22 protein-coding genes are annotated in these 25,403 nt (G+C 70.3%); 6 read left to right on the top strand and 16 right to left on the bottom strand.

Features of this window, described 5'->3' with window-relative positions:
* Nucleotides 1-4: 4 nt before the first annotated feature.
* Nucleotides 5-1,105, bottom strand: coding sequence for a sensor histidine kinase (locus ACFWXQ_RS45030; protein ID WP_383942743.1), 1,101 nt, complete (start codon nucleotides 1,103-1,105; stop codon nucleotides 5-7).
* Between the two features lie 194 nt (nucleotides 1,106-1,299).
* Here ACFWXQ_RS45030 and ACFWXQ_RS45025 point away from each other — a divergent pair, with 194 nt between their 5' ends.
* Nucleotides 1,300-2,325, top strand: a complete 1,026-nt coding sequence (locus ACFWXQ_RS45025) for a carboxymuconolactone decarboxylase family protein (protein ID WP_383942779.1) — start codon at nucleotides 1,300-1,302, stop codon at nucleotides 2,323-2,325.
* Between the two features lie 111 nt (nucleotides 2,326-2,436).
* Nucleotides 2,437-3,099, top strand: a complete 663-nt coding sequence (locus ACFWXQ_RS45020; RefSeq protein WP_383942740.1) for a hypothetical protein — start codon at nucleotides 2,437-2,439, stop codon at nucleotides 3,097-3,099.
* Between the two features lie 27 nt (nucleotides 3,100-3,126).
* Here ACFWXQ_RS45020 and ACFWXQ_RS45015 read toward each other — a convergent pair whose 3' ends face one another.
* The 9 genes from ACFWXQ_RS45015 to ACFWXQ_RS44975 all read right to left on the bottom strand — a co-directional run bounded on the left by ACFWXQ_RS45015 (nucleotide 3,127) and on the right by ACFWXQ_RS44975 (nucleotide 14,935).
* Nucleotides 3,127-4,707, bottom strand: coding sequence for an NCS1 family nucleobase:cation symporter-1 (locus ACFWXQ_RS45015; RefSeq protein ID WP_383942737.1), 1,581 nt, complete (start codon nucleotides 4,705-4,707; stop codon nucleotides 3,127-3,129).
* Between the two features lie 227 nt (nucleotides 4,708-4,934).
* Nucleotides 4,935-5,954, bottom strand: a complete 1,020-nt coding sequence (locus tag ACFWXQ_RS45010) for a TIGR03842 family LLM class F420-dependent oxidoreductase (protein WP_383942734.1) — start codon at nucleotides 5,952-5,954, stop codon at nucleotides 4,935-4,937.
* An 18-nt stretch (nucleotides 5,955-5,972) separates the two neighbouring features.
* Nucleotides 5,973-7,376, bottom strand: a complete 1,404-nt coding sequence (gene hydA / locus ACFWXQ_RS45005; protein ID WP_383942731.1) for a dihydropyrimidinase — start codon at nucleotides 7,374-7,376, stop codon at nucleotides 5,973-5,975.
* A gap of 158 nt (nucleotides 7,377-7,534) precedes the next feature.
* Nucleotides 7,535-8,377, bottom strand: a complete 843-nt coding sequence (locus ACFWXQ_RS45000) for a nitrilase-related carbon-nitrogen hydrolase (protein WP_328690645.1) — start codon at nucleotides 8,375-8,377, stop codon at nucleotides 7,535-7,537.
* A gap of 357 nt (nucleotides 8,378-8,734) precedes the next feature.
* Nucleotides 8,735-10,312, bottom strand: a complete 1,578-nt coding sequence (locus ACFWXQ_RS44995) for a PucR family transcriptional regulator (protein WP_383942728.1) — start codon at nucleotides 10,310-10,312, stop codon at nucleotides 8,735-8,737.
* A gap of 102 nt (nucleotides 10,313-10,414) precedes the next feature.
* Nucleotides 10,415-11,740 (bottom strand): aspartate aminotransferase family protein, encoded by a 1,326-nt coding sequence (locus ACFWXQ_RS44990; RefSeq protein ID WP_383942726.1) that lies wholly within the window; start codon nucleotides 11,738-11,740, stop codon nucleotides 10,415-10,417.
* Complete coding sequence (locus tag ACFWXQ_RS44985) at nucleotides 11,737-12,579, bottom strand: nitrilase-related carbon-nitrogen hydrolase (RefSeq protein WP_383942723.1); 843 nt, start codon at nucleotides 12,577-12,579, stop codon at nucleotides 11,737-11,739. Before ACFWXQ_RS44985 ends, ACFWXQ_RS44990 begins: the two co-directional genes overlap by 4 nt.
* Before the next feature lie 365 nt (nucleotides 12,580-12,944).
* On the bottom strand, nucleotides 12,945-14,522 hold the full coding sequence (locus tag ACFWXQ_RS44980; RefSeq protein WP_383942720.1) for a hypothetical protein: 1,578 nt from the start codon (nucleotides 14,520-14,522) through the stop codon (nucleotides 12,945-12,947).
* 161 nt (nucleotides 14,523-14,683) lie between these two features.
* Nucleotides 14,684-14,935, bottom strand: a complete 252-nt coding sequence (locus ACFWXQ_RS44975) for a helix-turn-helix domain-containing protein (protein WP_143641016.1) — start codon at nucleotides 14,933-14,935, stop codon at nucleotides 14,684-14,686.
* A gap of 83 nt (nucleotides 14,936-15,018) precedes the next feature.
* On the opposite strand from ACFWXQ_RS44975, the gene map reads away from it, so the two are divergent.
* Nucleotides 15,019-15,786, top strand: a complete 768-nt coding sequence (gene map / locus ACFWXQ_RS44970) for a type I methionyl aminopeptidase (RefSeq protein WP_386270349.1) — start codon at nucleotides 15,019-15,021, stop codon at nucleotides 15,784-15,786.
* 37 nt (nucleotides 15,787-15,823) lie between these two features.
* Here map and ggt read toward each other — a convergent pair whose 3' ends face one another.
* Nucleotides 15,824-17,632 (bottom strand): gamma-glutamyltransferase, encoded by a 1,809-nt coding sequence (gene ggt / locus ACFWXQ_RS44965; RefSeq protein ID WP_383948578.1) that lies wholly within the window; start codon nucleotides 17,630-17,632, stop codon nucleotides 15,824-15,826.
* 104 nt (nucleotides 17,633-17,736) lie between these two features.
* Here ggt and ACFWXQ_RS44960 point away from each other — a divergent pair, with 104 nt between their 5' ends.
* The gene (locus tag ACFWXQ_RS44960) at nucleotides 17,737-18,486 is read left to right on the top strand and encodes a hypothetical protein (RefSeq protein WP_383948581.1); all 750 of its coding nucleotides are present in this window, start codon (nucleotides 17,737-17,739) and stop codon (nucleotides 18,484-18,486) included.
* A gap of 117 nt (nucleotides 18,487-18,603) precedes the next feature.
* Nucleotides 18,604-20,172: an alpha/beta fold hydrolase gene (locus ACFWXQ_RS44955; protein WP_383948584.1), complete on the top strand. Its 1,569-nt coding sequence runs from the start codon at nucleotides 18,604-18,606 to the stop codon at nucleotides 20,170-20,172.
* Between the two features lie 35 nt (nucleotides 20,173-20,207).
* Here the strand turns inward: ACFWXQ_RS44955 and ACFWXQ_RS44950 are convergent, their stop codons facing one another.
* The 3 genes from ACFWXQ_RS44950 to ACFWXQ_RS44940 form a co-directional block, all read right to left on the bottom strand.
* A complete protein-coding gene (locus ACFWXQ_RS44950) occupies nucleotides 20,208-20,441 on the bottom strand; it encodes a hypothetical protein (RefSeq protein ID WP_383948587.1) in 234 nt (77 codons plus the stop codon).
* A gap of 16 nt (nucleotides 20,442-20,457) precedes the next feature.
* The gene (locus ACFWXQ_RS44945) at nucleotides 20,458-21,201 is read right to left on the bottom strand and encodes an amino acid ABC transporter ATP-binding protein (RefSeq protein WP_307520311.1); all 744 of its coding nucleotides are present in this window, start codon (nucleotides 21,199-21,201) and stop codon (nucleotides 20,458-20,460) included.
* Between the two features lie 127 nt (nucleotides 21,202-21,328).
* Entirely contained in the window at nucleotides 21,329-21,769 is a 441-nt protein-coding gene (locus ACFWXQ_RS44940) for a DUF6278 family protein (RefSeq protein ID WP_383948590.1), read from the bottom strand.
* Between the two features lie 248 nt (nucleotides 21,770-22,017).
* Here ACFWXQ_RS44940 and ACFWXQ_RS44935 point away from each other — a divergent pair, with 248 nt between their 5' ends.
* On the top strand, nucleotides 22,018-23,790 hold the full coding sequence (locus ACFWXQ_RS44935) for an SGNH/GDSL hydrolase family protein (protein WP_383948593.1): 1,773 nt from the start codon (nucleotides 22,018-22,020) through the stop codon (nucleotides 23,788-23,790).
* Between the two features lie 135 nt (nucleotides 23,791-23,925).
* On the opposite strand, the gene ACFWXQ_RS44930 is transcribed toward ACFWXQ_RS44935, so the two are convergent.
* Nucleotides 23,926-24,705 (bottom strand): exodeoxyribonuclease III, encoded by a 780-nt coding sequence (locus tag ACFWXQ_RS44930; RefSeq protein ID WP_383948596.1) that lies wholly within the window; start codon nucleotides 24,703-24,705, stop codon nucleotides 23,926-23,928.
* Between the two features lie 30 nt (nucleotides 24,706-24,735).
* Entirely contained in the window at nucleotides 24,736-25,371 is a 636-nt protein-coding gene (locus ACFWXQ_RS44925; protein ID WP_383948598.1) for an MBL fold metallo-hydrolase, read from the bottom strand.
* Nucleotides 25,372-25,403 lie beyond the last annotated feature (32 nt).

Here is a 25,403-nt window from a genome sequence, read left to right as displayed (position 1 = left end):
CCGCTCACGGCAGGTCCAGCGGCACCCGGGCCCGTACCGAGAAGCCGCCCTCCGCGCGCGGGGCGGCGTGCAGGGTGCCGCCGAGGGCCGTGACGCGTTCACGCATACCGGTGATCCCGATGCCCTCGGCGCACGGCCGGGACGGTTCGGCGGTGCCGTCGTCGTCGACGCGGATCGTCAACTCGCGCTCTTCGTACTCCAGTTGGACGGCCACCTTGGCGGGTCCCGCATGCCTGGCGGCGTTCGTCAGGGCCTCCTGGACGATGCGGTACGCGGCGCGGTCCACGGTCGCCGTCAGCGGGCGCTCGTAGCCGGTCACGGTCAGGTCGACGGCGAGGCCCGCGGCCCGGGCGCGCTCCACGAGCAGGGCGGGGGTGCCGGTCGGCTCGTCGGTGCGCAACACCTCAAGGGTGGCGCGCAGTTCGCGCATGGCCTCGCCGCTCGCCTCCTGGATGGCGAGCAGGGCCGGGGGTATCTCCTCGCCGCGCTTGCGCGCGAGGTGGACGGCGACTCCCGCCTGGAGCTTGACGATCGAAATGCTGTGCGTGAGGGAGTCGTGCAACTCGCGGGCGATGCGCAGGCGTTCCTCGCCCGCGCGGCGCAGCGCCGCCTCCTCGCGGGTGCGTTCGGCCTCCAGCGCGCGCTGTTCGGTCTGGCGCAGATACGCCTGCCAGTTGCGGCCCGCGAGACCGGTGATCACGGCGCACAGGAACCAGCCGGCGAGCAACGCGGTCTGCTCGACGGTGTCCTGGGAGGTGACTCCCGTCGCGAGCCATGCCCCGAGGAACACCCCGCCCGCTGCCGCGGCCGCGCCCCGGCGTCCCACCTGTGCCGCCGTGTGGACCGCGGCCATCACCGGGAGGGAGGCCACCAGCCCGGGCTCTGTGTGCAGCACATAGCCGGAGAGCGCGGCCGTGGTGACGGCGAGCACCGCGCGAGGCGCCTTCCGGTACGCGGCCAGCGCGAGCGAACCGGTCACGATCAGCGCGTAGTCGACCGGCGCGGTGTCCTTGTCGAAGGCCGCCACGGACACGACGATCGCGCCGACCACGACGGCGAGCGCCACGTCGGCGAGCCGCTTGAGGGTGACCTGGTCCGCGTCCATCCCCGTACCGTAGACCGCCGTACCGACAGGGTCGTCAGCCCTGTGGACGGCCCCGCGACTACTCCCGGTGCAGTAGTCCGGCGCCCGGCGCGGTCGCGTCGGACCACCGCCAACTGCCTTCGGCCGTACGACGCCCCGAGGCGCCCTCGGGAGCGAGGGTTCTCGGCATGACCACACCCTTCAGCTACCCGTTCGTGACCACGCCCTTTCGCTACACCCAGCCTCCGCCGCCCAGGTCCGCCACCGGCCGGACCGCCGAGGTCTACCGACAGCTCTCCGAGGACTTCGGCGTCGACGGCGCGGTCACCTTCGTCGTCCTGTCCTCCGCGCCCGAACTCCTCGCCGCCGCCTGGGCCCTGATGCGTGAGTCGCTCCTCGCGGGCGACGGCAGCCGTACCGGCAAGGAGCTGGCCGCGCTCGGGGTGTCCCGCGCCAACAGGTGTCCGTTCTGCGTGGACGCGCACACCGTCCTGCTGCACGCCACCGGCAACCACGCCCTCGCGGAGCGGCTGGCCCGCGGCGGGACCCCGGACAAGGAGGTGCAGGCGCGCATGGTCGCCTGGGGCAGGGCGACCCGTGTCCCGGGCCACCCGGATCTCACCCCGCTGCCCTTCTTCGCCGGGCACACCGCCGCGTACGTGGGGACCGCCCTGACCTTCCACTTCATCAACCGGATCGTCTCGGCCCTGCTGACGGAGAACCTGCTGCCGGGCAACAGCCAGCGGTTCAGGCCGGTCCGCAGCCTCGCCGGCCGCTCCCTGGCGAAGACCCTGCGCCGGCGTCTCACCCCGGGGACGAGCCTCGCCCTCCTCGACGGCGACCCGGGCCCCGGCCCGTCCTGGGCGGCCGGCACGACGGTCGGCCCCGCCTACGCGGCGCTGCGGACGGCCGCCTCGGAGGGCGCCGGCCTGCTGACCGAGGCCGACCAGGACCTCGTACGAGACGTCGTCGCGGCGTGGGACGGTACGCATCAGCCGTTGGTGTGGGACGCCCTGCCCGACCGGCGGGACAGGCCCGGGGCGCGGCTGGCGTTACTGGCCGCGCTGGCTCCGTACCGGATCACCGACGAGGATGTGGCGGCGTGGAAGCAGCCGCCGTACACGGACCGCTGTCTGGTCCAGCTCGTCGCGTACGGTGCGTTCGCCGCCGTTGACCGCATCGAGCGGGCAATGCCCCTCGGTGCCCCGATATCGCACGGGGTGGTGGACCGTCAAGGGTGAGTCCCTGTCACCACCCGGGCACGGAGCGAGTTTGTACTACCGCCCCACAGGCAGGCATGTGACACTGGCGTCCCGTCCGCTGTGCGGACCCTCCGCACCGTCCCCCACGAAATGTGCGCCGTGCGTTCTCTCCCACTCGCTCTCACCGCGCGTCTGCTGCCGGTTGTCGTGCTCGCCCTGGCGGGCTGGTCGTTGTCGTCCGGGCCGTTCGCCGCGACCCCGGCCGCGGAGAAGAAGGCGGCCCCCGACGGCGGGGCGTCACCGTCCGCGCCGTCGACCGCTGCCGCGAGCCGCACCTACCGCGCCTCGCCCGCGCCCTGTACGGGCGTGTCGAAGAAGACGGTGACCTCGCTGGTGCCGGACGCCAAGACGGCCGGCAAGGAGATCCCGTCGACCGACGAGTCGCTGCGCCGCACCTGCTCGTGGAACGCGCTCAAGGGCTTCGACTACCGCTGGCTCGACATTTCGTACGAAATCAAGAAATCGGACCAGGCCGCCCAGGCCGCCTACAAGCAGCGCACGACGGAGAAGAGCGGCGGAGGCGTGGTTCCCGGTCTCGGGGACACGGCCTACTCGGTGGTGAACCTCACCACCGAGGACAAGCAGCAGACGCGCGAGGGCCAGGTGTTCGTCCAGGCGTCCAACGCCCTGGTGGTCATCACGTACAACGGCAGTGACTTCGAGTCGAAGAAGGCGCCGAGTACGGACGAGATCAACAAGGGCGCCATCAAGGCCGCCAAGGAGGCGATGGCCGCGCTGGAGGCCGCTCAGTAGGAGGGCTCCCAACGCGGCCCGCCGGCGTCAGGCCGGCTGGTCGGCCTTCTCCGTGCGCTCCTCCTCCCGCTCGGCCCGTGTCAGCGGCGCCATCAACGCGACGTACAGGACGAGCGACGAGGCGAGGCCGATCGCCCATCCGTAGTCCGCGAGCGGCTTGAGGAACGGGATGAGTCCGTCCGTCGGGAACGGGCCCAGCTTGGCGCCCTTGGCGTCGACGTTCGAGTACGAGCCGCCGATCGCCAGAACTCCGCCGACCGCGAAGGCCAGCACCGCGCGCCAGTTCCAGCCGTTCGTGTACCAGTAGCGTCCGCCGGGCGTGTACAGGTCGGCGAGATGCAGGACCGTACGGCGGATGATCCAGTAGTCGGCGATCAGGATGCCCGCGACCGTGCCGAGCAGGCCGCCGACCACTCCGAGCCAGGTGAAGATGTAGAACTCGGGCGTGGAGATCAGCTTCCACGGGAAGATCAGGATGCCGATGACACCCGTGATCAGCGCGCCCGTACGGAAGTTGATGAACTTCGGGGCCAGGTTGGACAAGTCGTAGGCAGGGGAGACCACGTTCGCCGCGATGTTGACGGAGATCGTGGCGATCAACACGATGAAGAGCGCGAAGAGCAGACCGAAGGCGTTGTCCGTCTTGGCCGCGAGGGCCACCGGGTCCCAGATCGCCTCTCCGTAGACGGCCTCGGAGCCGGAGGTGACCAGCACGGCGAGGATCGCGAAGAGCGTCATCGTCGTGGGCAGACCGAGGGACTGCCCCCAGGTCTGCGCCTTCTGGCTGGCGCCGAACCGCGTGAAGTCGGGGATGTTGAGGGACAGCGTCGCCCAGAAGCCGATCATGCCCATCAGGGACGGGAAGAAGACCGGCCAGAAGTCCGCGCCCCAGCCCAGCTTCGAGGGCTGGTCGAGCAGCGCGCCGAAGCCGTCGGCCTTGACCGCGATCCAGATGAGCAGCGCGAACGCGCCGACGATCACGACGGGCGCGGCCCAGTTCTCGAAGTGCCGCAGGAAGTCCATACCGCGGTAGATGATCGCGATCTGCAGGGCCCAGAACAGGATGAAGCAGAGCCACAGCGGCCACGGGTTGCCCGCGATCTTCCCCGCGTTCTCCCACTCACCGCCGGTGAGCTTGGAGCCCAGGGCGAAGATTCCGCTGCCGCCGATCCAGGTCTGGATGCCGAACCAGCCGCAGGCCACGGCGGCGCGGATCAGCGCCGGGATGTTGGCGCCGCGAAGACCGAACGAGGCTCGGGCGAGTACGGGGAACGGGATGCCGTACTTCGGCCCCGCGTGACCGGTGGCCAGCATCGGCAGCAGCACGATGATGTTGGCCAGGGCGATGGTGAAGACGGCCTGCTTCCAGTCCATGCCGAGGGCGACCAGGCCGGAGGCCAGGGTCCAGCTGGGAATGCAGTGGGCCATGGATATCCACAGCGCCGCGAAGTTGTACGTCGTCCACTTGCGCTCGGAGACGGGGACGGGACGCAGGTCCTCGTTGGCGAAGGGACTGTCGGCGGGGAAGGCCCCGGGGCTGAGTTCGATCCGGCCGTCGGCGTCGGCGGACTGGGATATCGGCGGCCCCGTGGGGACGGTTTCGGTCATGGGCAGGCCAATCAATGAGGCGGGACGGGAAAGGCCGTGCGGGTGGCGTCGTGGGGGTGGTGGTGCGGTGGTGCGGTCCCCTTCCCGGGGAGGTGGGAAGGGGACGACTTGAGCGGGTGGAACAGAGTGGAGCGGATGCCGTCAATGGTTGATGGATGGGTCGACCATCAACCACCGGGACAGGTCGTCAACCACCAGGACAGGTCGTCAACGACCGCGACCGGCCCTCAACCGTTGACGGCGGGAATGACCGTTGATCCATACGCCTCGATGACCGCCTCTTGAGCGTCATGCATGTCGTACAGAGCGAACTGGTCGACACCCAGCTCGCGCAGCGCGTTCAGCTTCTCGATGTGCTTCTCGGCCGTGCCGATCAGACAGAACCGGTCGACGATCTCGTCCGGCACGAACTGGGTGTCGGGGTTGCCGCTGCGTCCGTGGTGCGAGTAGTCGTAGCCCTCACGGGACTTGATGTACTCGGTGAGTTCGTCGGGTACGGCGGCGGAGTGCTCGCCGTACTTGGAGACGAGGTCGGCCACGTGGTTGCCGACCATCCCGCCGAACCAGCGGCACTGCTCACGCGCGTGGGCGAGCGCCTCGGGCGAGTCGTCCTCGGTGACATAGGCGGGCGCGGCCACACAGATCTTGACGTCGTCGGGGTCGCGTCCGGCCTCGGCGGCCGCGGTCTTCACGGCCTTGACCATGTACTCGGTCAGGTAGAGGTCGGCGAGCTGGAGGATGAAGCCGTCGGCCTCCTCGCCGGTCATCTTCAGCGCCTTGGGGCCGTACGCGGCCATCCAGACGGGGAGTTCGGCGCCGGGCTTGATCCACGGGAACTTGATGACCGTGCCGCCGAGGTCGGCCTCGTCACCGCGTCCGAGCGCCCGGATGACCTTCATGGCCTCGCTGATCCGGGCGAGCGTGTTGGGCTTGCGGCCTGCCACGCGCATCGCCGAGTCGCCGCGCCCGATACCGCAGACCGTGCGGTTGCCGAACATGTCGTTGAGCGTGGCGAAGGTCGAGGCGGTGACCTCCCAGGTGCGGGTGCCCGGGTTCGTCACCATCGGGCCGACCTTCAGCTTCGTGGTGTTGGAGAGGATCTGGCTGTAGATCACGAACGGCTCCTGCCAGAGCACGGCGGAGTCGAACGTCCAGCCGTACGTGAAGCCGTTGCGCTCGGCCCGCTTCATCAGGCTGATGACGCGGGAGGCAGGGGGGTCGGTCTGCAGGACGAGTCCGAAGTCCATGGCGCCACTCCTAGTCGCTCAGAGAAGGTACTGACAGGTGGAGCGGGGGGTGTAGACGCCGTGCCCGGCGCGCCCGGTGAACTCCCGCTCGGTGATGACGAGTTCGCCCCGCGAGAGGACCGTCTCAACGCGGCCGGTGGTGTGCTTTCCCTCGTACGCCGAGTAGTCGACGTTCATGTGGTGCGTCTCGGCGGACATGACCTGCTCGGCGTGCGGGTCGTAGATGACGACGTCCGCGTCGGCGCCCGGCGCGATCGTGCCCTTCTTCGGGTACAGGCCGAACATCCGGGCCGGGGTGGCGCAGGCGATCTCGATCCAGCGGCGGCGCGTGATGTGTCCGTCGACGACGGCCTGGTGGAGCAGGTCCATGCGGTTCTCGACGCCCGGCAAACCGTTGGGGATCTTCGAGAAGTCGCCGCGGCCCAGCTCCTTCTGGCCGACGAAGCAGAAGGGGCAGTGGTCGGTGGAGACGACCTGGAGGTCGTTGGTGCGCAGGCCCCGCCACAGGGCGGCCTGGTGTTCCTTGGGCCGCAGCGGCGTCGAGCACACGTACTTGGCGCCCTCGAAGTCGGGCTCCGCGAGGTTGTCGGTCGACAGGAACAGGTACTGCGGGCAGGTCTCGCCGAAGACGTTCAGGCCCTCGTCGCGTGCGCGCGTCAGCTCGGCGACCGCCTGCTGCGCCGAGACGTGCACGACGTACAGCGGGGCTCCGGCGACCTGGGCGAGCTTGATGGCGCGATGCGTGGCCTCGGCCTCCAGCAGCGCTTTGCGGACCTCGCCGTGATAGCGCGGATCGGTCTCGCCGCGTGCCAGCGCCTGCTCCACCAGCACGTCGATCGCGATGCCGTTCTCCGCGTGCATCATGATCAGGCCGCCGTTCTCGGCGGAGCGCTGCATGGCGCGCAGGATCTGGCCGTCGTCGCTGTAGAAGACGCCGGGGTAGGCCATGAACTGCTTGAAGGAGGTGACGCCCTCCCCGACCAGCAGGTCCATCTCCTTGAGCGTGTCCTGGTTCACGTCGGAGACGATCATGTGGAAGGCGTAGTCGATGGCGCACTTGCCGTCGGCCTTGGCGTTCCAGGCGTCGAGGCCCTCGCGCAGCGAGTGGCCGACGCTCTGCACCGCGAAGTCGACGATCGTGGTCGTGCCGCCCCAGGCGGCGGCGCGGGTGCCGGTCTCGAAGGAGTCGGAGGCGAAGGTGCCGCCGAACGGCAGCTCCATGTGGGTGTGGGCGTCGACGCCGCCCGGGATCACGTACTTCCCGGTGGCGTCGATGGTCCGCTCGGCCGTCCAGGCCTCGGCGGCGGGGGTGCCGCTCGCGGCGAGGGCGGCGATTCGGCCGTCCTCTACCAGGACGTCCGCGTGGAGTTCGTCCGACGCGGTGATCACTAGGCCACCGCGGATGACTGTACGGGTGCTCATGGTTTCCTCTCCTGTCGTGGGTTCCCCGGTGGGATGCGGTCGTTGGGTACGTGCGGGTGCTTCGTGGCTGGTCGCGCAGTTCCCCGCGCCCCTTAAAGACCCAGGGCGCGGGGGGCCTCCGACGTGATCCGCGGTCAGAGCACCCACCAGGGAGCCGATCAGGGAGACGTCAGGGGCTCGTACGCCTCCGGGCGGCGGTCGCGGTAGAACTGCCAGCGGTCGCGTACCGCGCGGAGCTTGGCCATGTCCAGGTCGCGGACGACGAGTTCGGTCTCCTTGTCGCTCGCCACCTCCCCGACGAACTGGGCCTCCGGGTCCACGAAGTACGAGGTGCCGTAGAAGTCGTTGGAGCCCAGCTCCTCCACGCCCACACGGTTGATGGCGCCCACGAAGTACTCGTTGGCGACGGCCGCGGCCGGCTGCTCCAACTGCCAGAGGTAGGCGGACAGTCCGCGCGAGGTGGCCGACGGGTTGAAGACGATCTCGGCCCCGGCGAGACCCAGCGCGCGCCAGCCCTCCGGGAAGTGCCGGTCGTAGCAGATATAGACGCCGATCTTGCCGACCGCGGTGTCGAAGATCGGCCAACCGGCGTTGCCGGGGCGGAAGTAGAACTTCTCCCAGAAGCCCTCGACCTGCGGGATGTGGTGCTTTCGGTACTTGCCGAGGTACGAGCCGTCGGCGTCGATCACCGCCGCGGTGTTGTAGAGGACGCCGGGCTGCTCCTCCTCGTACATCGGCAGCACGAGGACGATGCCCAGTTCCCTGGCGAGCGCCTGGAAGCGCTGGACGATCGGGCCCTCGGGGATCTGTTCGGCGTACTCGTAGAACGCCTTGTCCTGGACCTGGCAGAAATAGGGCCCGTAGAACAGCTCCTGGAAGCACAGGACCTGAGCACCCTGTGCGGCCGCGTCGCGGGCCGCCTGCTCGTGGACCTGGATCATCGATTCCTTGTCGCCCGTCCACGCGGTCTGGAAGACGGCGGCGCGAATCACTCTGCTCATCGGGACCTCCGGTCGCTCGGTGTGCTGGGGCGGGCGTCGGAAGTGCCGTCGTCCGCCCGGAGGGCGGGCCCTGCGGCGTCCGGTGCGTGCTCTCGGCGTGCCGGGCGCAAGTCCTCGTACTGGACGTACTTGGGCTTGTGCCCGGTGCGGCGAGAGTGCGTGCCGGGCGTCGTAGGGCAGACGGAACTTCCGACGCCCGCCCCAGGAGCCTAGGAAGTCCTGAAGTCCTCTTTGAGTTGCAGCGTGTCACGTCTGAGGGCGTGTGGCGTTCCACGGTGTCACCCTTGCCAAGGCCCATGTTTCACCACCGTTTTCCCAGGTCTTCCCATGTTTCGGAGCTGTTGCGCGTCGAGAGTCTCAGCCCTGTTGCGCGTCGTGCGCGAGGAGGGCGATGTGCACGGAGGCGGCCTGTTCGAAGTCGTCGAGGTCGACGCCAAGCCGCGTCTCTATCGCTTCCAGCCGCCGGTACAGCGCGGGTCGCGAGACATGGTGGAGCTGCGCGGTACGCGACTTGTTGCGGCCGGTGGCGAGATACGTCCGCAGCACCGGCAGCAGCTCCGACTCGGCGTCGGCCCCGCACAGCAGCCCGTCCAGCTCCCGCTCGGCGAAGGACTGGACGTGCGGATCGTCCCGCAGCAGCCGGACCAGCCCGCGCAGATGCACGTCCCGCAGCCGCACCACGACCGGCAGGTCGAGGCCTGCGGGGCTCTCGGCGACGGCGTCGGCCACGTGCTGGGCCTCGCGCAGCCCGGCGGGCACGTCGTCCCACCCGGTCCGCGCGTCCGCCGCCGCGACGACGGCCGCCTTGCAGTCGCCCGCCGCACCACCGCCCGCCTCCGTACGCAGCCGGGTGGCGAAGTGGGCGGCCAGCGCCTCGGCGTCCTGGTCCCTGGCCAGGCTCAGCAGTACGGCGACGACCCCGTCGGCCAGCTCGGCGACGAGCCCGGGAAGACCCAACAGGCGCAGCACGCGGTCGAGTTGGGCCGCCTCTCCGTTCCGTACGACCAGGGGCACGAACGTCCGGCGGTTGACCGGCAGTCCGGCCGCCCGGGCCCGGGGCAGCAGTTGGCGGGCCGGTACGACTCCGGAGACGAGGTCGGTGAGCAGGCTCTCGGCGGACTGCTCCTCCCAGGAGTGCACGGTGCCGCCGAGCATGCGGTGCAGGACCAGGGCCTCGGCCCCGCGGTCGGCGAGCAGCCGTCCGGTGGCGGCGTCGCCGCGGTAGCCGCACAGCACGATGCGGCCCCAGCGCTCGCCGCGTCCGCCCAGTTCGGCACGGACCCAGCCGTCGCCCTCGCTGCCGCCGGCCTGCCGCGCGATGCGCTCCCAGTCGCGCAGCACGTCGTCGACCGCGGACCGCTCCCCCGCCGTGGCGAGGACGCGGTGAGCGAGGTTGGTGACGACGACGGGGCACGCGCTGTGCGAGGCGATCTCGTCGAGCATCCGCTGCAGCGGGGCACCCGCCGTGATGAGCCCGGTCAGCGCCGTCCGGACGGACTCGGACAGGCTGACGGCCGCGAACTTCCTTCGTACGAGCCTGGATTGGACCTCTTCGGTCAACTCCGCGAAGGGGAAAGGCCGGTGCAGGACCACCATCGGCAGCCCGCACCGCTCGGCAGCCCGGCGCATCACCTCGGGCGGGGTCGGGAAGGCCCGGCCGAGTCCGAGGACGACGGCCGAGGCCTCCGCGCGGTGCAGTGAGCGGATGTACTCGGCCTGGGCCTCCGGGTCGCCCGCGAGCAGCACCCCGGTGGTGAGGACCATCTCGCCGCCGCTGAGCATCACGCCGACGTCGGCGGCCTCGGCGACGTGCACCCAGCGCACGGGCCGGTCGAGCTGGCTCGCGCCGGCCACCACCTCGGGTTCCCCGGCGAGCACCCGCTCCAGGGCGAGGACCTGACGGACCGACAGGGCGGGTTCCAAGGCGGTGGTCATGCGGCGAACCTTCAATCTTGCGTTGCTGAACGCTCCGGAACTGACCGCTCCTCAGATCTGACTATTCGTCAGAACCGAGTGCCTCTCAGAACCGAGTGCTGCTCAGACCTGAGTGCTCCGCAGAGCGCGCTCCAGGATCGCGGCGCCCTCCTCGGCCTCCGCGACGGTGAGCGACAGCGGTGGGGCGATGCGCAGGACGCTGGTGTTGTGGCCACCGCCCTTGCCGATCAACAGCCCTCCCTCGCGGGCCGCTTCGAGCACGGCGGCGGCCGCGTCCGGGTCTGCCTGGTCGGTGCCGGGCTTCACCAGCTCGATGCCGATCATGAGCCCGCGGCCCCGGACCTCGCGTACGCCCGGCAGTTGCGCGGCGACGGCCCGCAGCCGCTCGATGAGCAGACCGCCGACGCGGCGGGCGTTGCCCTGGAGATCGTGTTCCAGGAGGTACGTGAGGTTGGCGAGGCCCGCGGCCATGGTGATCTGGGTGCCGCCGAACGTCGAGATGGAGTTGGAGTCCAGGCAGTTCATGATCTCGGCGCGGGCGACGACGCCGCCGATGGACATGCCGTTGCCGATGCCCTTGGCGAAGGTCAGCATGTCCGGCGGACCGTTCTGGCCGTGTGCCTGCCAGCCCCAGAAGTTGTCGCCGGTCCTGCCCCAGCCGGTCTGTACCTCGTCGGCGATCCAGAGGATGCCGCGCTCCTGGAGGACCTCGCGGAACGCCGCGTACAGGCCGTCCGGCGGTGCGGTGAATCCGCCGACTCCCTGGATGGGCTCGGCGATCAGGGCGGCGGGCGCACGGACGTGGCCGAGCAGGTCCTCCAGGTCGGCGACGCAGGCCGCGATGAAGCCGGCGTCGTCGAGATCGGCGTACGGGCCGCGGGTGCGGACACCGCCATGCACGTAGAGCGTCTGGAGGGGCGAGAGGCTGGTCGGCGACCAGCCCTTGTTGCCGGTGATGCCGACCGCGGTGAACGAGCGGCCGTGGTAGCTGTTGCGCATCGCCAGGATCTGGTTGCTGCGGCGGTACGCGGTGGCAAGCAGCAGGGCCGTGTCGTTGGCCTCCGTGCCGGAGGTCGTGAAGAACACGCGCGCGTCCGGGATGCCCGACAGCTTGGCGATCCGCTCGGCGAGGTCGACCATCGGCCGGTTGAGGTACAGCGTGGAGGAGTGGATGATCCGGCCTGCCTGCTCGCTGACGGCCTTCGTCACCTCGGGCAGGGCGTGCGCGGTCATCGTGGTGAGGATGCCGCCGAAGAAGTCGAGGTACTTGTTGCCCTCGGCGTCCCAGACGTGGCGGCCCTCGCCGTGGCTGAGCTCGATGGGGTCGGCGTAGTAGAGGGCCAGCCAGTCGGGGAGGACGGACCGGTGGCGCTGGTACAGGTGCTTGGCCGAGCCGTGGGCCGGGCTCGGGGATGCGTCTGTTGTCACGGCTGCACCAGCCCTTCGTAGGCGTCGGGGCGGCGGTCCCGGTAGAAGGCCCACTGCTGGCGGACCTCCTCGATCAGGTCGAAGTCGAGGTCGCGGACGACGAGTTCCTCGCTCTTGTCGCTCGCGGTCTCACCGACGAACTGGCCGCGCGGGTCGACGAAGTACGACGTCCCGTAGAAGTCGTTGTCCCCGTACTCCTCCTCGCCCACACGGTTGATCGCGGCGATGTAGTACTCGTTGGCGACGGCCGCGGCGGGCTGCTCCAGCTGCCAGAGGTAGGAGGACAGACCGCGGGAGGTCGCCGACGGGTTGTAGACGAGCTGCGCGCCGTTCAGGCCGAGCTGGCGCCAGCCCTCGGGGAAGTGCCGGTCGTAGCAGATGTAGACGCCGACCTTGCCGACCGCGGTGTCGAAGACGGGCCAGCCGAGGTTGCCCGGTTTGAAGTAGTACTTCTCCCAGAAGCCCTTGACCTGGGGGATGTGGTGCTTGCGGTACTTGCCGAGGTAGGTGCCGTCGGCGTCGATCACCGCGGCCGTGTTGAAGTAGAACCCGGACTGTTCGACCTCGAAGACCGGGACCACGATCACCATGCCGGTCTCGCGGGCGAGCTCCTGCATACGGGTGACGGTGGGGCCGTCCGGTACCGGTTCCGCCCAGCGGTAGTGCTCCGGCTCCTGGACCTGGCAGAAGTAGGGGGCGTTGAAGACTTCCTGGAATCCGATGATCTTCGCACCCTGACGGGCCGCCTCGCGGGCGTGCTCCTCATGCTTGGCGACCATGGATGCGGTGTCGCCGGTCCAGGTGGCCTGGACCAGAGCGGCGCGTACGACGTTGGCCATGAGCTGCTCCTTCGACGGGACGTCAGAGAGCTTCTACGCCCGTAGATGGTGGGCGTAGAGCCCCGAAAGTAGGCGGAGGCGCTGCGCTGGGCAAGACCATCGTCGTTAACCGGCTGAGTCGATCTTGTTTCCTACCCCTGTGGGTTAGCCTCCGGCGGTTCGGGGCGCCTTCCGGGGTGGGTGGTGCGGTCGCCTCCGGCGGTTTGGAACGCCTTCCGGGGTGGGTGGTGCGGATCGTGGGCGGGTGCGGGTCGTCGTGGGCCGGTCGCGCAGTTCCCCGCGCCCCTGATGAGTGGGCCGGAGCCTGGAATGTGAACTTCCCGGAGCGCACCGCAGGCACACATCCCGCCGGCCGCGACCCAGGGTCAAGCCGTGTAGCCCGCCACCCTCAGCGCGTGGATCAGGTCCCAGTGGCGTTGTTGGGAGACGTGGCGGGCCGCTTCGAGGAGGAGGGGGATGAGGCGGGGCGGGTCGGTCTCGACGCTGCGGGCGGCCTCTTCGGGGGTGCGGATGCGGACGTACGCGTCGAGGAGGGCCCGGACCTCGCGGTGGCGGTCCTCCCCGACCAGGCCGAGTACGGCCTCGCCTATCTCCGGGGCGGGGCGCACGACGCCCTGGCGGAGCATCTGGTCGCCGTCCGTGGTGCGGCCCGCCACCGCGAGCGCGTCGGCGGCGGCGACCAGGCGGTCGGCGGGCAGGGAGGCGGCCTCCCAGAGGAGGGTGGCCCAGTCGGCGCCCAGGCCCGCTCGGTGGAGCTCGGCGGCGAGGAGCGGGAAACGGGCGGCCGGCCAGTACGCGGCCTCGACCAAGACGGCGTGCGCCTCGCCGCTGTGGCCCTCGCGCCGCAGCCGGACGAGCCGCTCGACGGTCTGGACGGTGGTCCGGCGCGCCTCGTCGTCCAGCGGCTCACGCCGCGCCTTCGGCCGCGCGGGCTCATCGGCGGCTCTGGCGAAGCGGGCCCCGCGCAGCGTGGGCTCCGCGGTGGACGGTACGGGCATGGCCGGTTCGGCGGCCGCGGCGGCGTCCTCGTCCATCATCCCGGCGAACCGGGCACTCCCGCGCGCACGGCGCTTCGAGCGCTGCTTGGGGGCGCGGGTCTTGGCGGGCTCGGGAGGCTCGGGGGCCTCCTCCTGGGCGGCGGCGGGGTGCGGGTCGGCCTCGGGAGCCGGTGCCGGTGCCGCGGCCCGCCAGGCGCTCTGTTCGGCCGCCTGCCGGGCGGCCTGTCCTGCGGCCCGGTCCGCGGACGCGTCGCGCCACAGGTCCGGCCAGTCGTCCTCGTCCGGCGCGGGGCACTGCGGGCCTCCGCGTCCCGTGGACGGACCGCCGCCGGTCCCGCCGTCGCTGCGGTCGTTCCTGGGCTCCTCGTCCCAGAAGACGTCGGTGCCGATCTCGCCGGGTGGGATGGTCAGTGTTCCCTGCGCCCTGCCGCTGACCGCGCGTCGGTCCAACTCGTCCATGCGGGAGCGGAGTTCGGCGCAGCGGGCCGTCGCGCGGTCGTGGTCGTCGCGGGCCCAGGCCAGGTCGACGCGGTAGGACTCGGCCTCGTCCCGGTCGGTGGCCGTACGGAGTGAGCGGCCGAGTTCCGAGAGCCGTTCGGCGGCGTAGCGCTGTTCGCGGAGCATGACGTCGAGGCGGTCGCCGAGGGCGTCACGGCCACCGGGCCGTGCGTCGTACGCGGCGAGGGACGCGCCGTGCAGCGCCCGCGCCCGGTCGGACTCCTGGGCGGCGGCGCGGTCGCCGAACTCCGCGGCGACGTCCTGGAGGAGCGCCTGCACGACGTCCCAGGGCGGCACCTCGGTGCCGTCGAGACAGGCCCGCATCCCCTCGGGATCGCGCTGCCAGAACACGCCGCACCAGCCGCCGCCCTGGTCGAGCCGGGACAGCAGGCCATTGAGATATTGCGCGAACTCCCGCACCTGGCCCGGGAGTTGTTCCACCGCCATTACCTTCACCCCACGCCAGACTGGAGTACTCCGGTTCGATAGAAAACACCGCTCGTGTTACGGAATGGCTACAACGAGTTTTCGACCCGGACGCAGAGTGCGGTTACTGACCCGGAACGTGACGTGAGGCACCCCGGACATGACGGGGTGTCACCTGTACGTCACGCCGGGGCGAGTGCACAACTGCCCGCGATCTCGTCCATCGAGAGGCCCAGCACGCGCGCCAGCGCCGCCACCGTGAAGAAGGCGGGGGTCGGTGCGCGGCCGGTCTCGATCTTGCGGAGGGTCTCGGCGGAGATGCCCGCACTCGCGGCGATCTCCACCATGCTGCGGCCGCCGCGGGCCTCACGCAGCAGCTTGCCGAGCCGCTCGCCGCGTTCGTGCTCTTCGGGGGTCAGCGGGGTTCGCACCATGCGCCCACCCTAGTACCGGCGACCGTTATTCGAATAGGCGGGCGGAGGCCATCGCACACACCTCGACCGGTATAGTAATTGGAATGGTGGAACTGAAGACGGACGCGTCCATCGACGCGATGTACGAAGCGGGCCAGGTCGTGGCCCGTGCCCTCACGGCGGTGCGGGAGGCCGCCGGCGTGGGCGTCTCGCTCCTGGAGCTGGACGAGGTCGCGCACCAGGTCCTGCGGGACGCGGGCGCGGGCTCCCCCTTCCTCGGCTATCGCCCCTCCTTCGCTCCCGTGCCCTTCCCGGCCGTCATCTGCGCCTCCGTGAACGACGCGATCGTGCACGGCATCCCGACCGGCCACCGGCTGCGGGACGGCGACCTGGTCTCGATCGACTTCGGCGCCGAACTCGGCGGCTGGGTGGGCGACTCGGCGATCAGCTTCGTGGTCGGCACACCGCGCCCCGCCGACCTGCGCCTCGTCGAGACCGCCGAGCGGGCCCTCGCGGCGGGCATCAAGGCGGCCGTCGTCGGCAACCGCATCGGCGACATCGCGCACGCGATCGGCACGGTGTGCCGCTCGGCGGGGTACGGCATCCCGAACGGCTTCGGCGGCCACGGCATAGGCCGCCGCATGCACGAGGACCCGCCCGTCCCGAACGAGGGGCGGCCCGGCCGCGGCCTGCCGCTGCGGCACGGCATGGCCCTCGCCATCGAGCCGATGCTCATCGCCGGCGGCACGGACGAGTACCACGCCGCCGCCGACGGCTGGACCCTCCGCACGAACGACGGCACCCGGGCGGCCCACGCGGAGCACACGGTGGCCATCACGGACGCGGGCCCGCGCATCCTGACGGCCCGCTGACCGCCCGCAGCCCTCCAACGGTCCGAGGGCCGCCGGCCTACGGCGCCGGCCGCACCACCATCGCCGAGCCGCCGCCCCGGCGTACGGTCTCGGCTGCAGCCAGCCACCTGCCGTCCGGGAGGCGTTGGACGCCGGTCGCCGCGCCGATCTCCGGGTTCTGCCGGAAGCCGTGGCCCAGCGACTCCAACCGGGTCCTCAACTGGCTGTTCCACAGGCCCGGTTCGAGCTCGGTGGTCGTCTGGTTGCGCTGGCTGGCGCGCGGGGCGGCGATCGCGTCGACGAGCGGGAGGCCCCGGTCGACGAACCCGGTCAGCGTCTGCAGGACCGTCGTGACGATGGTCGCGCCACCGGGCGAGCCCAGCGCCACCACCGGCTTGGCGTGCGCGTCGAGGACGATCGTCGGCGAGATCGACGAACGCGGGCGCTTGCCCGGACCGGGCAGGTTCGGGTCGTGCACGGCCGGGCTCGCCGGAGCGAAGGAGAAGTCCGTCAGCTCGTTGTTGAGGATGAACCCACGGTCGGGGACGGTGATCCCGCTTCCGCCGGTCTGCTCGATGGTGAGGGTGTACGCGACGACGTTGCCCCACTTGTCGGCCGCAGTGAGATGGGTCGTGTTCTCACCCTCGTACGTCGTCGGCGCGGCCGTGCCACCGGCCGCGCACGCCGCCGGATCGCGTGGATCGCCGGGCGCCAGCGGGCTCGTCAGCACCGCGTCGTCCTTGATGAGGCACTCGCGCGAGTCGGCGTACTTCTGCGAGAGGAGTTCCTTCGTCGGTACGTCCTCGAAGGCCGGGTCGCCCACCCAGCGCCCCCGGTCCGCGAAGGCGATCCGGCTCGCCTCGATGAAGCGGTGCAGGTACTGGACGTCCGTGGCCTTCGAAAGGTCGGTGTTCTCAAGGATGTTGAGGGCCTCACCGACCGTGGTGCCACCGGAGGACGAGGGCGCGATCGAGTAGACGCCCAGTCCGCGGTACGAGGTCTTCGTGGGCGCCTGCCGCTTCGCCTCGTACTTCGCCAGGTCCTTCAGGGACAGCTCGCCGGGGCGCGCGTTGTAGCCCGAACCCGGGTCCACCGGCGGCTTGTTCACCGTGGCGACGATGTCCTTGGCCAGCTGTCCGCGATAGAGCGCGCCGACGCCCTTGCGGCCCAACTCCTCGTACGTACGGGCCAGATCGGGGTTCTTGAACGTCGAGCCGACCACCGGCAGCGCACCGCCCGGCAGGAACAGCTCGGCCGTGTCGGGGAAGTTCCGGAACCGCGCCTCGTTGGACTCGGTCTGCGAGCGGAACGTGGCGTCGACGGTGAACCCGTCGCGCGCGAGCCGCTCCGCGGGCTTCAGCAGCGATCCGAGCCGCTTGCTGCCCCAGCTGTCCAGCGCCTTCTGCCAGGTGGCGGGCGTCCCGGGCGTGCCCACGCCCAGCCCGCTGGTCACGGCGTCGGCGAACGGGATCGGCCGGCCGTTCTCCAGGAAGAGCCCCGAATCGGCCGTCAGGGGCGCCGTCTCACGGCCGTCGATCGTGCGCACCGTACGGGACTTGGCGTCGTAGTAGACGAAGTAGCCGCCCCCGCCGATGCCCGAGGAATACGGCTCGGTGACGCCGAGCGCGGCCGCCGTGGCGACGGCCGCGTCCACCGCGTTGCCGCCCTTGCGGAGGATCTCGATCCCGGCGGCCGACGCGTCCGCGTCCACGCTCGAAACGGCCCCGCCGTACCCGACGGCGACCGGCACCTTCTCGACCGGACCCGAGCCCCCGGAAGACCCTGAGGAGGGCGGTGCGGCCCCCACCGACATCACCGCGGCCGAAACCGCCACCACAGCCAGACTCCGCGCGACCGAGCGCCCCATCCGTACCTCCAGTAAACGACCGTCTGCGCAGCGTAACTTCCTCGGCATGGCCGCGTCAGGTCCCTCTCGAACACCGGTACAGGTGCCCGCTAGCATGCGCGCCCATGAATGACGACGTGCGCAACATCGTCCTCGGCGTGCTCGCGGCCGGCCTCAGCGCCGCGCTGGGCTGGCTCGCCCGTACGTATCTGTGGAAGCGCAAGCTGCGCCGCAAGCAGGCCTTCTTCGGTCTGCCCGACAACTCCGAGTCGCTCCTGGTGGTCAACCGCGAGGCCGGCGGCCCGGAACTCTCGGTGATGCGCCATGACGTCTTCGCGCTGCTCGAACTCTCCGCCCTGATCAAGGACTGCGGCGCCCATGCCCAGGTGATCGCGCACGACGCGGCGCAGCAGGGCTTCGGGGAGCGCACGGAGTTCTGCGTGGGCGGGCCGTCGTCGAACCGGCGCATGGCCGCGCATCTGCACTCCCTGCTGCCCGGGATCCGCGTCAACGTCGACCCCGAACCGGGCCCGGACCGCGGCGCGTTCCAGATAGGCAGCGAGCGCTACCGGCTGGAGCCCGGCAAGGGCGAGTACGTGATTCTCGCCCGGCTCACGGCGGGCAACACGGCACGGCCCGTCTTCCTGTTCTGCGGCCAGCGCGCGATCACCAACCAGGCCGCGACCCGCTATGTCGCCCGCAACCACGAACGACTGGCGCGCAAACACGGCAACAACTCCTTCGTGATCCTCCTGAAGGTCGTGAACTCCCAGGCGTACGGGCCGGATGTCGTCGAGCTCGTCGCGGACGTCACTCGCGCCTCACAGACCGCACTGCCTGCGGTTCCCGCACGGAGCACCCACCGGGCCTCCTAGGTTCCAGCACATTTCAACAATCGTTACTCGTGCGTAACTTACCGACGGGTTACTTGCGGTAAGCCAACGAGGTTACCGTCGGGTCACTTTGGCACTTACACGTGTGAGGAGTGATCTGTGGGACACCCGCGCAAGGCCCTGCGTACCACCGCCGTAGGTGTCGTCTCGGCGACCCTGATCGCCGGCACGGCTCTCGGGATCGCCCCGGCCGCACAGGCGGCGCCCGCCGCTGTCCGGTTCGTCGACATCACCGGGGACGGCGGGACCGTCCTCAAGGCCAACGTCGTCATGCCCGCGAACGCCGACGCCACCCGCGCCTACCCGCTCATCGTGCTGCCCACGAGCTGGGGCCTGCCCCAGATCGAGTATCTCGCCCAGGCCCAGAAACTCGCCGACTCCGGCTATGTCGTGGTGAGTTACAACGTCCGCGGCTTCTGGCAGTCGGGCGGAGAGATAGAAGTAGCGGGTCCACCCGACATGGCCGACGCCTCCAAGGTCATCGACTGGGCCCTCGCCAACACCCCCTCCGACGCCCGGAACATCGGCATGGCGGGCGTCTCGTACGGCGCCGGCATCAGCCTGCTCGCCGCCGCGCACGACAAGCGCGTCAAGGCCGTCGCGTCCCTCAGCGGCTGGGCCGACCTCATCGACTCGATCTACTCGGGCCGCACCCAGCACTCCCAGGCCGCCGCCCTGCTCAACGGGGCGGGCCAGATCACCGGCCGCCCCAGCGCCGAACTCCAGCAGATCTTCAAGGACTTCTTCGCATCCAATCTCGACAAGGAGCAGGAGCTGATCGCCTGGGGGAAGAAACGTTCACCCTCGACCTACGTCGACCAGCTCAACAAGAACGGCGCGGCGATCCTGCTCGCCAACGGCTGGGGCGACACGATCTTCCCGCCCAACCAATACGCCAAGTTCTACGAGCAGTTGACCGGCCCGAAGCGGCTGGAGTACCGGCCGGGCGACCACGCCACCGCAGAGGTGACCGGTCTCTTCGGGCTCCCGAACGACGTGTGGACGGACACGGGCCGCTGGTTCGACCACTACCTCAAGGGCGTGGACAACGGCATCGACCGCGAACAGCCGGTCCAGCTCAAGTCCCGTTCCACCGGCGGCTACGAGGGCTATCCGGACTGGAAGTCGGTCGGCGCGACGCGCAAGAAGATCGCCCTCGCCGGCTCCACCACGATCCGCGCGAACGTCAACTCGGGCGCGGACGGCGGGATCATCTTCCTCTCCAGCATCCTCGACCAGCTCGCCCAGCTGCCGCCGGTGGCGTCGATCCCGCTGCTGCCGCGCCGGTACGCGGCGGTCTGGCAGTCGGAGAAGTCCACGAGTGCCCAACGGGTGCGCGGCACCACGAAATTGCACACAACCCTCACGAGTACCAAGGAGAGCGGCACCCTCGTCGCGTACCTCTACGACGTGGGCCCGCTCGGCCTCGGCAAGCTGGTCAGCAACGCGCCGTACACCTTCCACGGGCAGACGCCCGGCAAGCCGTTCGGCGTCGACCTGGAGCTGTTCTCCACGGCCTACGACGTACCGGCAGGGCATCGACTCGCCCTGGTGGTCGACACGGTCGACCCGCTCTACATCGAGCACAACCCGACCGGCGCGCAGCTGACCTTCTCCTCGCCCGCGGCCGACCCGTCGTACGTGTCGGTACCGCTGCGCGAGCAGTGATCTCCGGCTGCTGCCGGGCGGGCCATTGCCCCTCGCTACCGCGTGCCCGGCAGCAGCGTCCCTGGTTCGGCCGGGGTGGTGTCCACGGCCTCTGTCCCCATCACCACGGCAGTGAACGGCATATCGTAGTCGAGGTTCGGCGCGGTCGGCCCGTCGGCCCGGAGGGACTCCGCGGCGGATCCGGGCACCGGAATCAACTCCGCTCCATGGGCGCGGAGTTGGGACGGGAACGGAAGTTGCGGCGGGAGTGACGGCGGGAGTGTGATCATGATCTCGCTCCCCCGCTCAGTGCTTGAGGATCTTCGAGAGGAAGTCCTTGGCGCGGTCGCTGCGCGGGTTGGTGAAGAACTCCTCGGGGGTGCGGTCCTCGACGATGCGGCCGTCGGACATGAAGACGACACGGTTCGCGGCCGAGCGGGCGAAGCCCATCTCGTGGGTGACGACCACCATGGTCATGCCCTCGCGCGCGAGCTGCTGCATGACCTCAAGGACCTCGTTGATCATCTCCGGGTCGAGGGCCGAGGTCGGCTCGTCGAAGAGGAGCGCCTTGGGGTCCATGGCGAGGGCGCGGGCGATGGCCACGCGCTGCTGCTGACCGCCGGAGAGCTGGGCCGGATACTTCGGAGCCTGCGAGACGAGGCCCACACGGTCCAGGAGTTCGAGCGAGCGCTTGTCGGCGTCGGCCTTCTTGCGGCCGCGCACCTTGATCTGACCGAGCGAGACGTTCTGCAGGACCGTCTTGTGCGCGAAGAGGTTGAACGCCTGGAAGACCATCCCTACCTCGGCGCGGAGCATGGCGAGGTCCTTGCCCTCCTCCGGCAGCAGTTTCCCGTCGAGCTTGATCTCTCCGGAACGGATCGTCTCCAGCCTGTTGATGGCCCGGCACAGAGTCGATTTCCCCGACCCCGAAGGGCCGATGACCACGACCACCTCCCCCTTGCCGACGGTGAGGTTGATGTCCTGGAGGACATGCAGCTCCCCGAAGTACTTGTTGACGTCACGCAGCTCGATCAACGGATCGACGGCCATCCTCAGCCCTACCCACTCTCAGCTGTGTCGCGATTCCCGCAAGCTATCCACACAAGAGTGGAGTTAGTACCCGACACGCACTTTTCGGGCATTAGCCGTATTTAAGGCGGGAGCCAGGGCCAGAACCCTACGCCTCAGCGACCTCGGCGTACAGCTGAGAGAGTTCGGGAGCACCGCTGGCCGCCCACTCGTGGCCGACGGAGACCACGTCGAACTCACGGCCGGAGGCCAGTCGCACGACCGGCTGACCGCCCGGCCAGATCTCCCAGACGGCGCCGGGGACCGTGCGCACGATGACCGTGCCGAGATAGAGGCCGGCGTCGTTGCCCAGCCAGGGCAGGCTCTCCTCGTCGTCCCGCCAGCGCGGCACCAACTGGTCCAGCGCCTCCAACGAGGCCGCGGAGTCGTCGAGTTCGACCCCCGCCTGATGTGCCTGGGAGCGCAGCAGTTCGCACTCGGAGAGCAGTTCGGCCACCCCCTCGCGGTCACTCTCACTGTCGGAGAAGACCGCAACTCCTCCGGCAGGGTCCCGCTTCTTGCGCCAGTTGCCCAGGAAAGGGATGTTCATACACCCAGCCTGTCATCCCTATCGCCCGGTGCACCACAGGGCACGCGGAACGCCTGTTCCCAGGGAGTTCGTGCCGAGTTCGCGCCCGGATCATTGACGAGCCCCTGCCGCCTCCTTAGCTTCACGGTGCACCTGTCACCTCGTCCGTGAACCGTGCCCGCGCGGTTCGTGAGCCGTTGGTCCGTGAGTCGTCATTGGGAGGAGTCGGTGTGCGCCGACGTGTCTGGGGTACGGCCGTCGTTCTCGTAATGTTCTCGGCGGCGGTGACGGTTCCCGCGACGACCGTGACGATCGCGACAGCCGCAACGGCCGAGTCGCCCGCGGTGTCCGAGGCGTCCGAGGCGCCTGCCAAGAAGCAGCCGCTGCCGCTGGAGCGGTACTTCGACAACACCGCCGTCAGCGACGACGCGCGGCCCGGCGAGGCGGACTTCGACGGCTCGGGCGGCTCCCTGTCCGCGCAGGACCTGACCGCCGCGGGCTGGACGCCCGGGCGCTCACTAACGGTCCAGGGCGCCCAGCTGGCCTGGCCCCGCCGGGCCGCGGGCGAGCCCGACAACGTACGCGCCGACGGCCAGTCCGTACGGGTCGGCGGCCGCGGTGACGCGCTCGCCTTCCTGGTGGCGGGCACCGGCGGCGGCGAGCAGAGCGGCACGGGGGTGGTGCGGTACGCGAACGGCTCGCGCTTCTCCTACCGGCTGACCGCGTCCGACTGGCGCGGCGGCCCGCTCGCCACCAAGGCCGTGGCACTGCCGCACATCAACACGCCCGGCGGCCAACTGGCCGAGAAGGCACGGCTGTACGTCGTGACCGTGCCGCTCGTCCAGGGGCGCGAGGTGGCGTCGGTGGAGCTGCCCCGCAACCCCGACCTCCATGTGTTCGCGCTCTCGGTGCGCGCCGATTCCCGTGGCTGGACCGGGAGTTGGGCCGCTTCGGCCTCCGGCTACACGGCGGTCGGACCGTGGACGGACCGGACGCTGCGGCTCGTGGTGCACACCTCGGCGGGCGGGCCGCAGGTACGGATCCGGCTCGACAACACCTTCGCCGCCGCGCCCGTACGGATCGGTGGCGCGACGGTGGCGGTGCAGGCGTCCGGCGCGAGTCCGCGGAGCGCGCCCGTGCCACTGTCGTTCCGGGGTGCGGCGGGCACCGAGATCCCGGCGGGAGCACAGGCGTTCAGCGATCCGCTGGCCTTCGACGTGCCCGCGAACGCCAACCTCCTCGTGAGCTTCCATCTGCCCGGGACGGTGACGGCTGCGCCCGTACACAGCCTGGCCGTCCAGACGTCGTACGTCAGCACGCCGGGCGACCATGCCGGTGACGGCGCCGCCGATGCGTACACCTCGACAATCACCAACTGGCCGCTGCTGACCGGTGTCGACGTGGGCGGCGGGCCCGGATCCGTCGTGCTGCTCGGCGACTCGATCACGGACGGCGAGAAGTCGACGCGGGACGCGAACCGGCGCTGGCCCAATGTGCTCGCCGCGCGGCTGCTGAACCAGAGTGCGGTCCCGCGCTATGGGGTCCTCAACCAAGGGATCTCGGCGAACCGTGTGGTGAGCGACCGCTACACCGGTGACGGCGTCTCCACGGACACGGGTGGGGTGAGCGCGCTGCACCGCCTGGACCGGGATGTCCTGGCCCAGACGTCGGCGCGTACCGTCGTCGTCTTCCAGGGGGTCAACGACGTCCGCTGGGGAGCGAGTGCGGAGCAGGTCGTGGCTGGGTTGCGGGAGATCGCCGAGCGGGCGCGTGGGCGGGGGTTGCGCGTGCTGGTCGCGACGATCGCGCCCTGTGAGGGGGAGGCTCGGTGTACGGCTGCGGTTGATGCCGAGCGGGTCGGCGTGAACCAGTGGATTCGGTCGGGGGACGGGTTCGACGGCGTGCTCGACTTCGATGTGGTGTTGCGGGATCCTTCGCATCCCGCGCGGATGCTTCCCGCTTATGACAGCGGGGATCATCTGCATCCGGGGGATGTGGGGTTGGCTGCGCTGGCCGAGTCTGTGGACCTGAGGCTGTTGTAGGCGCGGGCTCTTCCTGGGGAGGTTGAGGTCGTACCTCGGGTGCGGGGCGTCTGTGGCTGGTCGCGCAGTTCCCCGCGCCCCTAAGGGGCGCTCGACTGCGGGTCCGTCGAGGAGTTCCCTGCGCCCCCCTGAAGGCTAGACGTCCAGGTCGACCACCACCGGGGCGTGGTCCGAGGCGCCCTTGCCCTTGCGTTCTTCTCGGTCCACGTAGGAGTCGGTTACGGCCTTGGCGAAGGGCTCGTTGCCGTAGACGAGGTCGATGCGCATGCCGCGGTTCTTGGGGAAGGCGAGCTGGCGGTAGTCCCAGTACGTGTACGGGTGGTCGTACTTGAGGGGGCGCGGGACGACGTCCGAGAGGCCGGCCTCGCGCAGGGAGGAGAGGGCGGCGCGCTCGGCCGGGGTGACGTGGGTGAGGCCCTCGAAGGCGGCCACGTCGTAGACGTCGTCGTCCGTCGGGGCCACGTTGTAGTCGCCCAGCACCGCGAACGGGCGGCTGCCGGTCGCGTCGCCCGCGACCGCCGCCTTCAGGGCCTCGAACCACTGGAGCTTGTACGCGTAGTGGGCGTGGTCCACCTCGCGGCCGTTCGGCACGTAGACCGACCAGACGCGGACCGGGCCGCAGGTCGCGGAGACCGCTCGGGGCTCCTCGGCGCCGTCGTAGCCGGGGTCGCCCGGCAGGCCCTTGACGATGTCTTCGAGGCCTACGCGGGAGATCACCGCCACGCCGTTCCACCGGCCGGTCGCGTGGACCGCCGCCTCGTAGCCCAGCTCGCGCAGTTCGCTGACCGGGAACTTCTCGGCGGCGACCTTGGCCTCCTGGAGGCACAGCACGTCCGTGCCGCTGCTCTCCAGCCAGGCCAGCAGCCTCGGGAGACGGGCGGTGATCGAGTTCACGTTCCAGGTGGCGATACGCATGCCAGACAACCTACCGGGCGCCTCTGACACTCAGAGGTCGGCGGTCTCCCCCGGTGCCAGCCGCAGGTGCTCGGAGCCGCCCAGGGCGCCGATCTGACGGTCGTAGATGGGACGCGCGAGGTCGGTCAGCAGGGCGTCGTGGATGTCGTACGCGCGCTGCGGTTCGACCTCGCGGACGTAGTCGATGACCTCGGAGATCTTGCTCCAGGGAGCCATGACGGGGAGCATCAGCGTCTCGACCGGGTGCTCGGGGACGGTGAGGGCGTCGCCGGGGTGGAAGACTCGGCCGCCGTCGACGAGGTAGCCGACGTTCGTGATGCGCGGGATGTCCGGGTGGATCACGGCGTGCAGTTCGCCGTGGACCTGTACGTCGAAGCCCGCGGCGGTGAAGGTGTCGCCGTGTCCGACCGTGTGCACCCGGCCGGGGAACGCGGCCGAGAGCTGGTCGGCGACGGACTTCAGGGTCCAGATCTCCGCGTCCGGGTTGGCCTCCAGACCTGCGCGCAGATGCCCCTCGCTGAAGTGGTCGGGGTGCTCGTGCGTGATGAGGATCGCGTCCACCCCGACCGCGGCGTCCTCCTCGCTGAAGACGCCGGGATCGATGACGAGCGTGCGGCCGTCCTTCTCCAGGCGGACGCAGGCGTGCGACTTCTTGGTCAGCTTCATGGTTCCCATCCTGCCTCCCACATTGCCCTGCG

The sequence above is a fragment of the Streptomyces sp. NPDC058697 genome (assembly GCF_042715345.1).
Classification (GTDB): domain Bacteria; phylum Actinomycetota; class Actinomycetes; order Streptomycetales; family Streptomycetaceae; genus Streptomyces; species Streptomyces liliifuscus.
This window is presented reverse-complemented; position numbering and strand designations above follow the sequence as displayed.

Bases quoted from the DNA above. Each gene is read 5' to 3' on its own strand.
- ACFWXQ_RS45030 (WP_383942743.1), bottom strand. From the start codon at position 1,105: ATGGACGCGGACCAGGTCACCCTCAAGCGGCTCGCCGACGTGGCGCTC.
- ACFWXQ_RS45020 (WP_383942740.1), top strand. From the start codon at position 2,437: ATGTGCGCCGTGCGTTCTCTCCCACTCGCTCTCACCGCGCGTCTGCTG.
- ACFWXQ_RS45015 (WP_383942737.1), bottom strand. From the start codon at position 4,707: ATGACCGAAACCGTCCCCACGGGGCCGCCGATATCCCAGTCCGCCGAC.
- ACFWXQ_RS45010 (WP_383942734.1), bottom strand. From the start codon at position 5,954: ATGGACTTCGGACTCGTCCTGCAGACCGACCCCCCTGCCTCCCGCGTC.
- hydA (WP_383942731.1), bottom strand. From the start codon at position 7,376: ATGAGCACCCGTACAGTCATCCGCGGTGGCCTAGTGATCACCGCGTCG.
- ACFWXQ_RS45000 (WP_328690645.1), bottom strand. From the start codon at position 8,377: ATGAGCAGAGTGATTCGCGCCGCCGTCTTCCAGACCGCGTGGACGGGC.
- ACFWXQ_RS44995 (WP_383942728.1), bottom strand. From the start codon at position 10,312: ATGACCACCGCCTTGGAACCCGCCCTGTCGGTCCGTCAGGTCCTCGCC.
- ACFWXQ_RS44985 (WP_383942723.1), bottom strand. From the start codon at position 12,579: ATGGCCAACGTCGTACGCGCCGCTCTGGTCCAGGCCACCTGGACCGGC.
- ACFWXQ_RS44980 (WP_383942720.1), bottom strand. From the start codon at position 14,522: ATGGCGGTGGAACAACTCCCGGGCCAGGTGCGGGAGTTCGCGCAATAT.
- ACFWXQ_RS44975 (WP_143641016.1), bottom strand. From the start codon at position 14,935: ATGGTGCGAACCCCGCTGACCCCCGAAGAGCACGAACGCGGCGAGCGG.
- map (WP_386270349.1), top strand. From the start codon at position 15,019: ATGGTGGAACTGAAGACGGACGCGTCCATCGACGCGATGTACGAAGCG.
- ggt (WP_383948578.1), bottom strand. From the start codon at position 17,632: ATGGGGCGCTCGGTCGCGCGGAGTCTGGCTGTGGTGGCGGTTTCGGCC.
- ACFWXQ_RS44960 (WP_383948581.1), top strand. From the start codon at position 17,737: ATGAATGACGACGTGCGCAACATCGTCCTCGGCGTGCTCGCGGCCGGC.
- ACFWXQ_RS44950 (WP_383948587.1), bottom strand. From the start codon at position 20,441: ATGATCACACTCCCGCCGTCACTCCCGCCGCAACTTCCGTTCCCGTCC.
- ACFWXQ_RS44945 (WP_307520311.1), bottom strand. From the start codon at position 21,201: ATGGCCGTCGATCCGTTGATCGAGCTGCGTGACGTCAACAAGTACTTC.
- ACFWXQ_RS44940 (WP_383948590.1), bottom strand. From the start codon at position 21,769: ATGAACATCCCTTTCCTGGGCAACTGGCGCAAGAAGCGGGACCCTGCC.
- ACFWXQ_RS44935 (WP_383948593.1), top strand. From the start codon at position 22,018: ATGTTCTCGGCGGCGGTGACGGTTCCCGCGACGACCGTGACGATCGCG.
- ACFWXQ_RS44930 (WP_383948596.1), bottom strand. From the start codon at position 24,705: ATGCGTATCGCCACCTGGAACGTGAACTCGATCACCGCCCGTCTCCCG.
- ACFWXQ_RS44925 (WP_383948598.1), bottom strand. From the start codon at position 25,371: ATGAAGCTGACCAAGAAGTCGCACGCCTGCGTCCGCCTGGAGAAGGAC.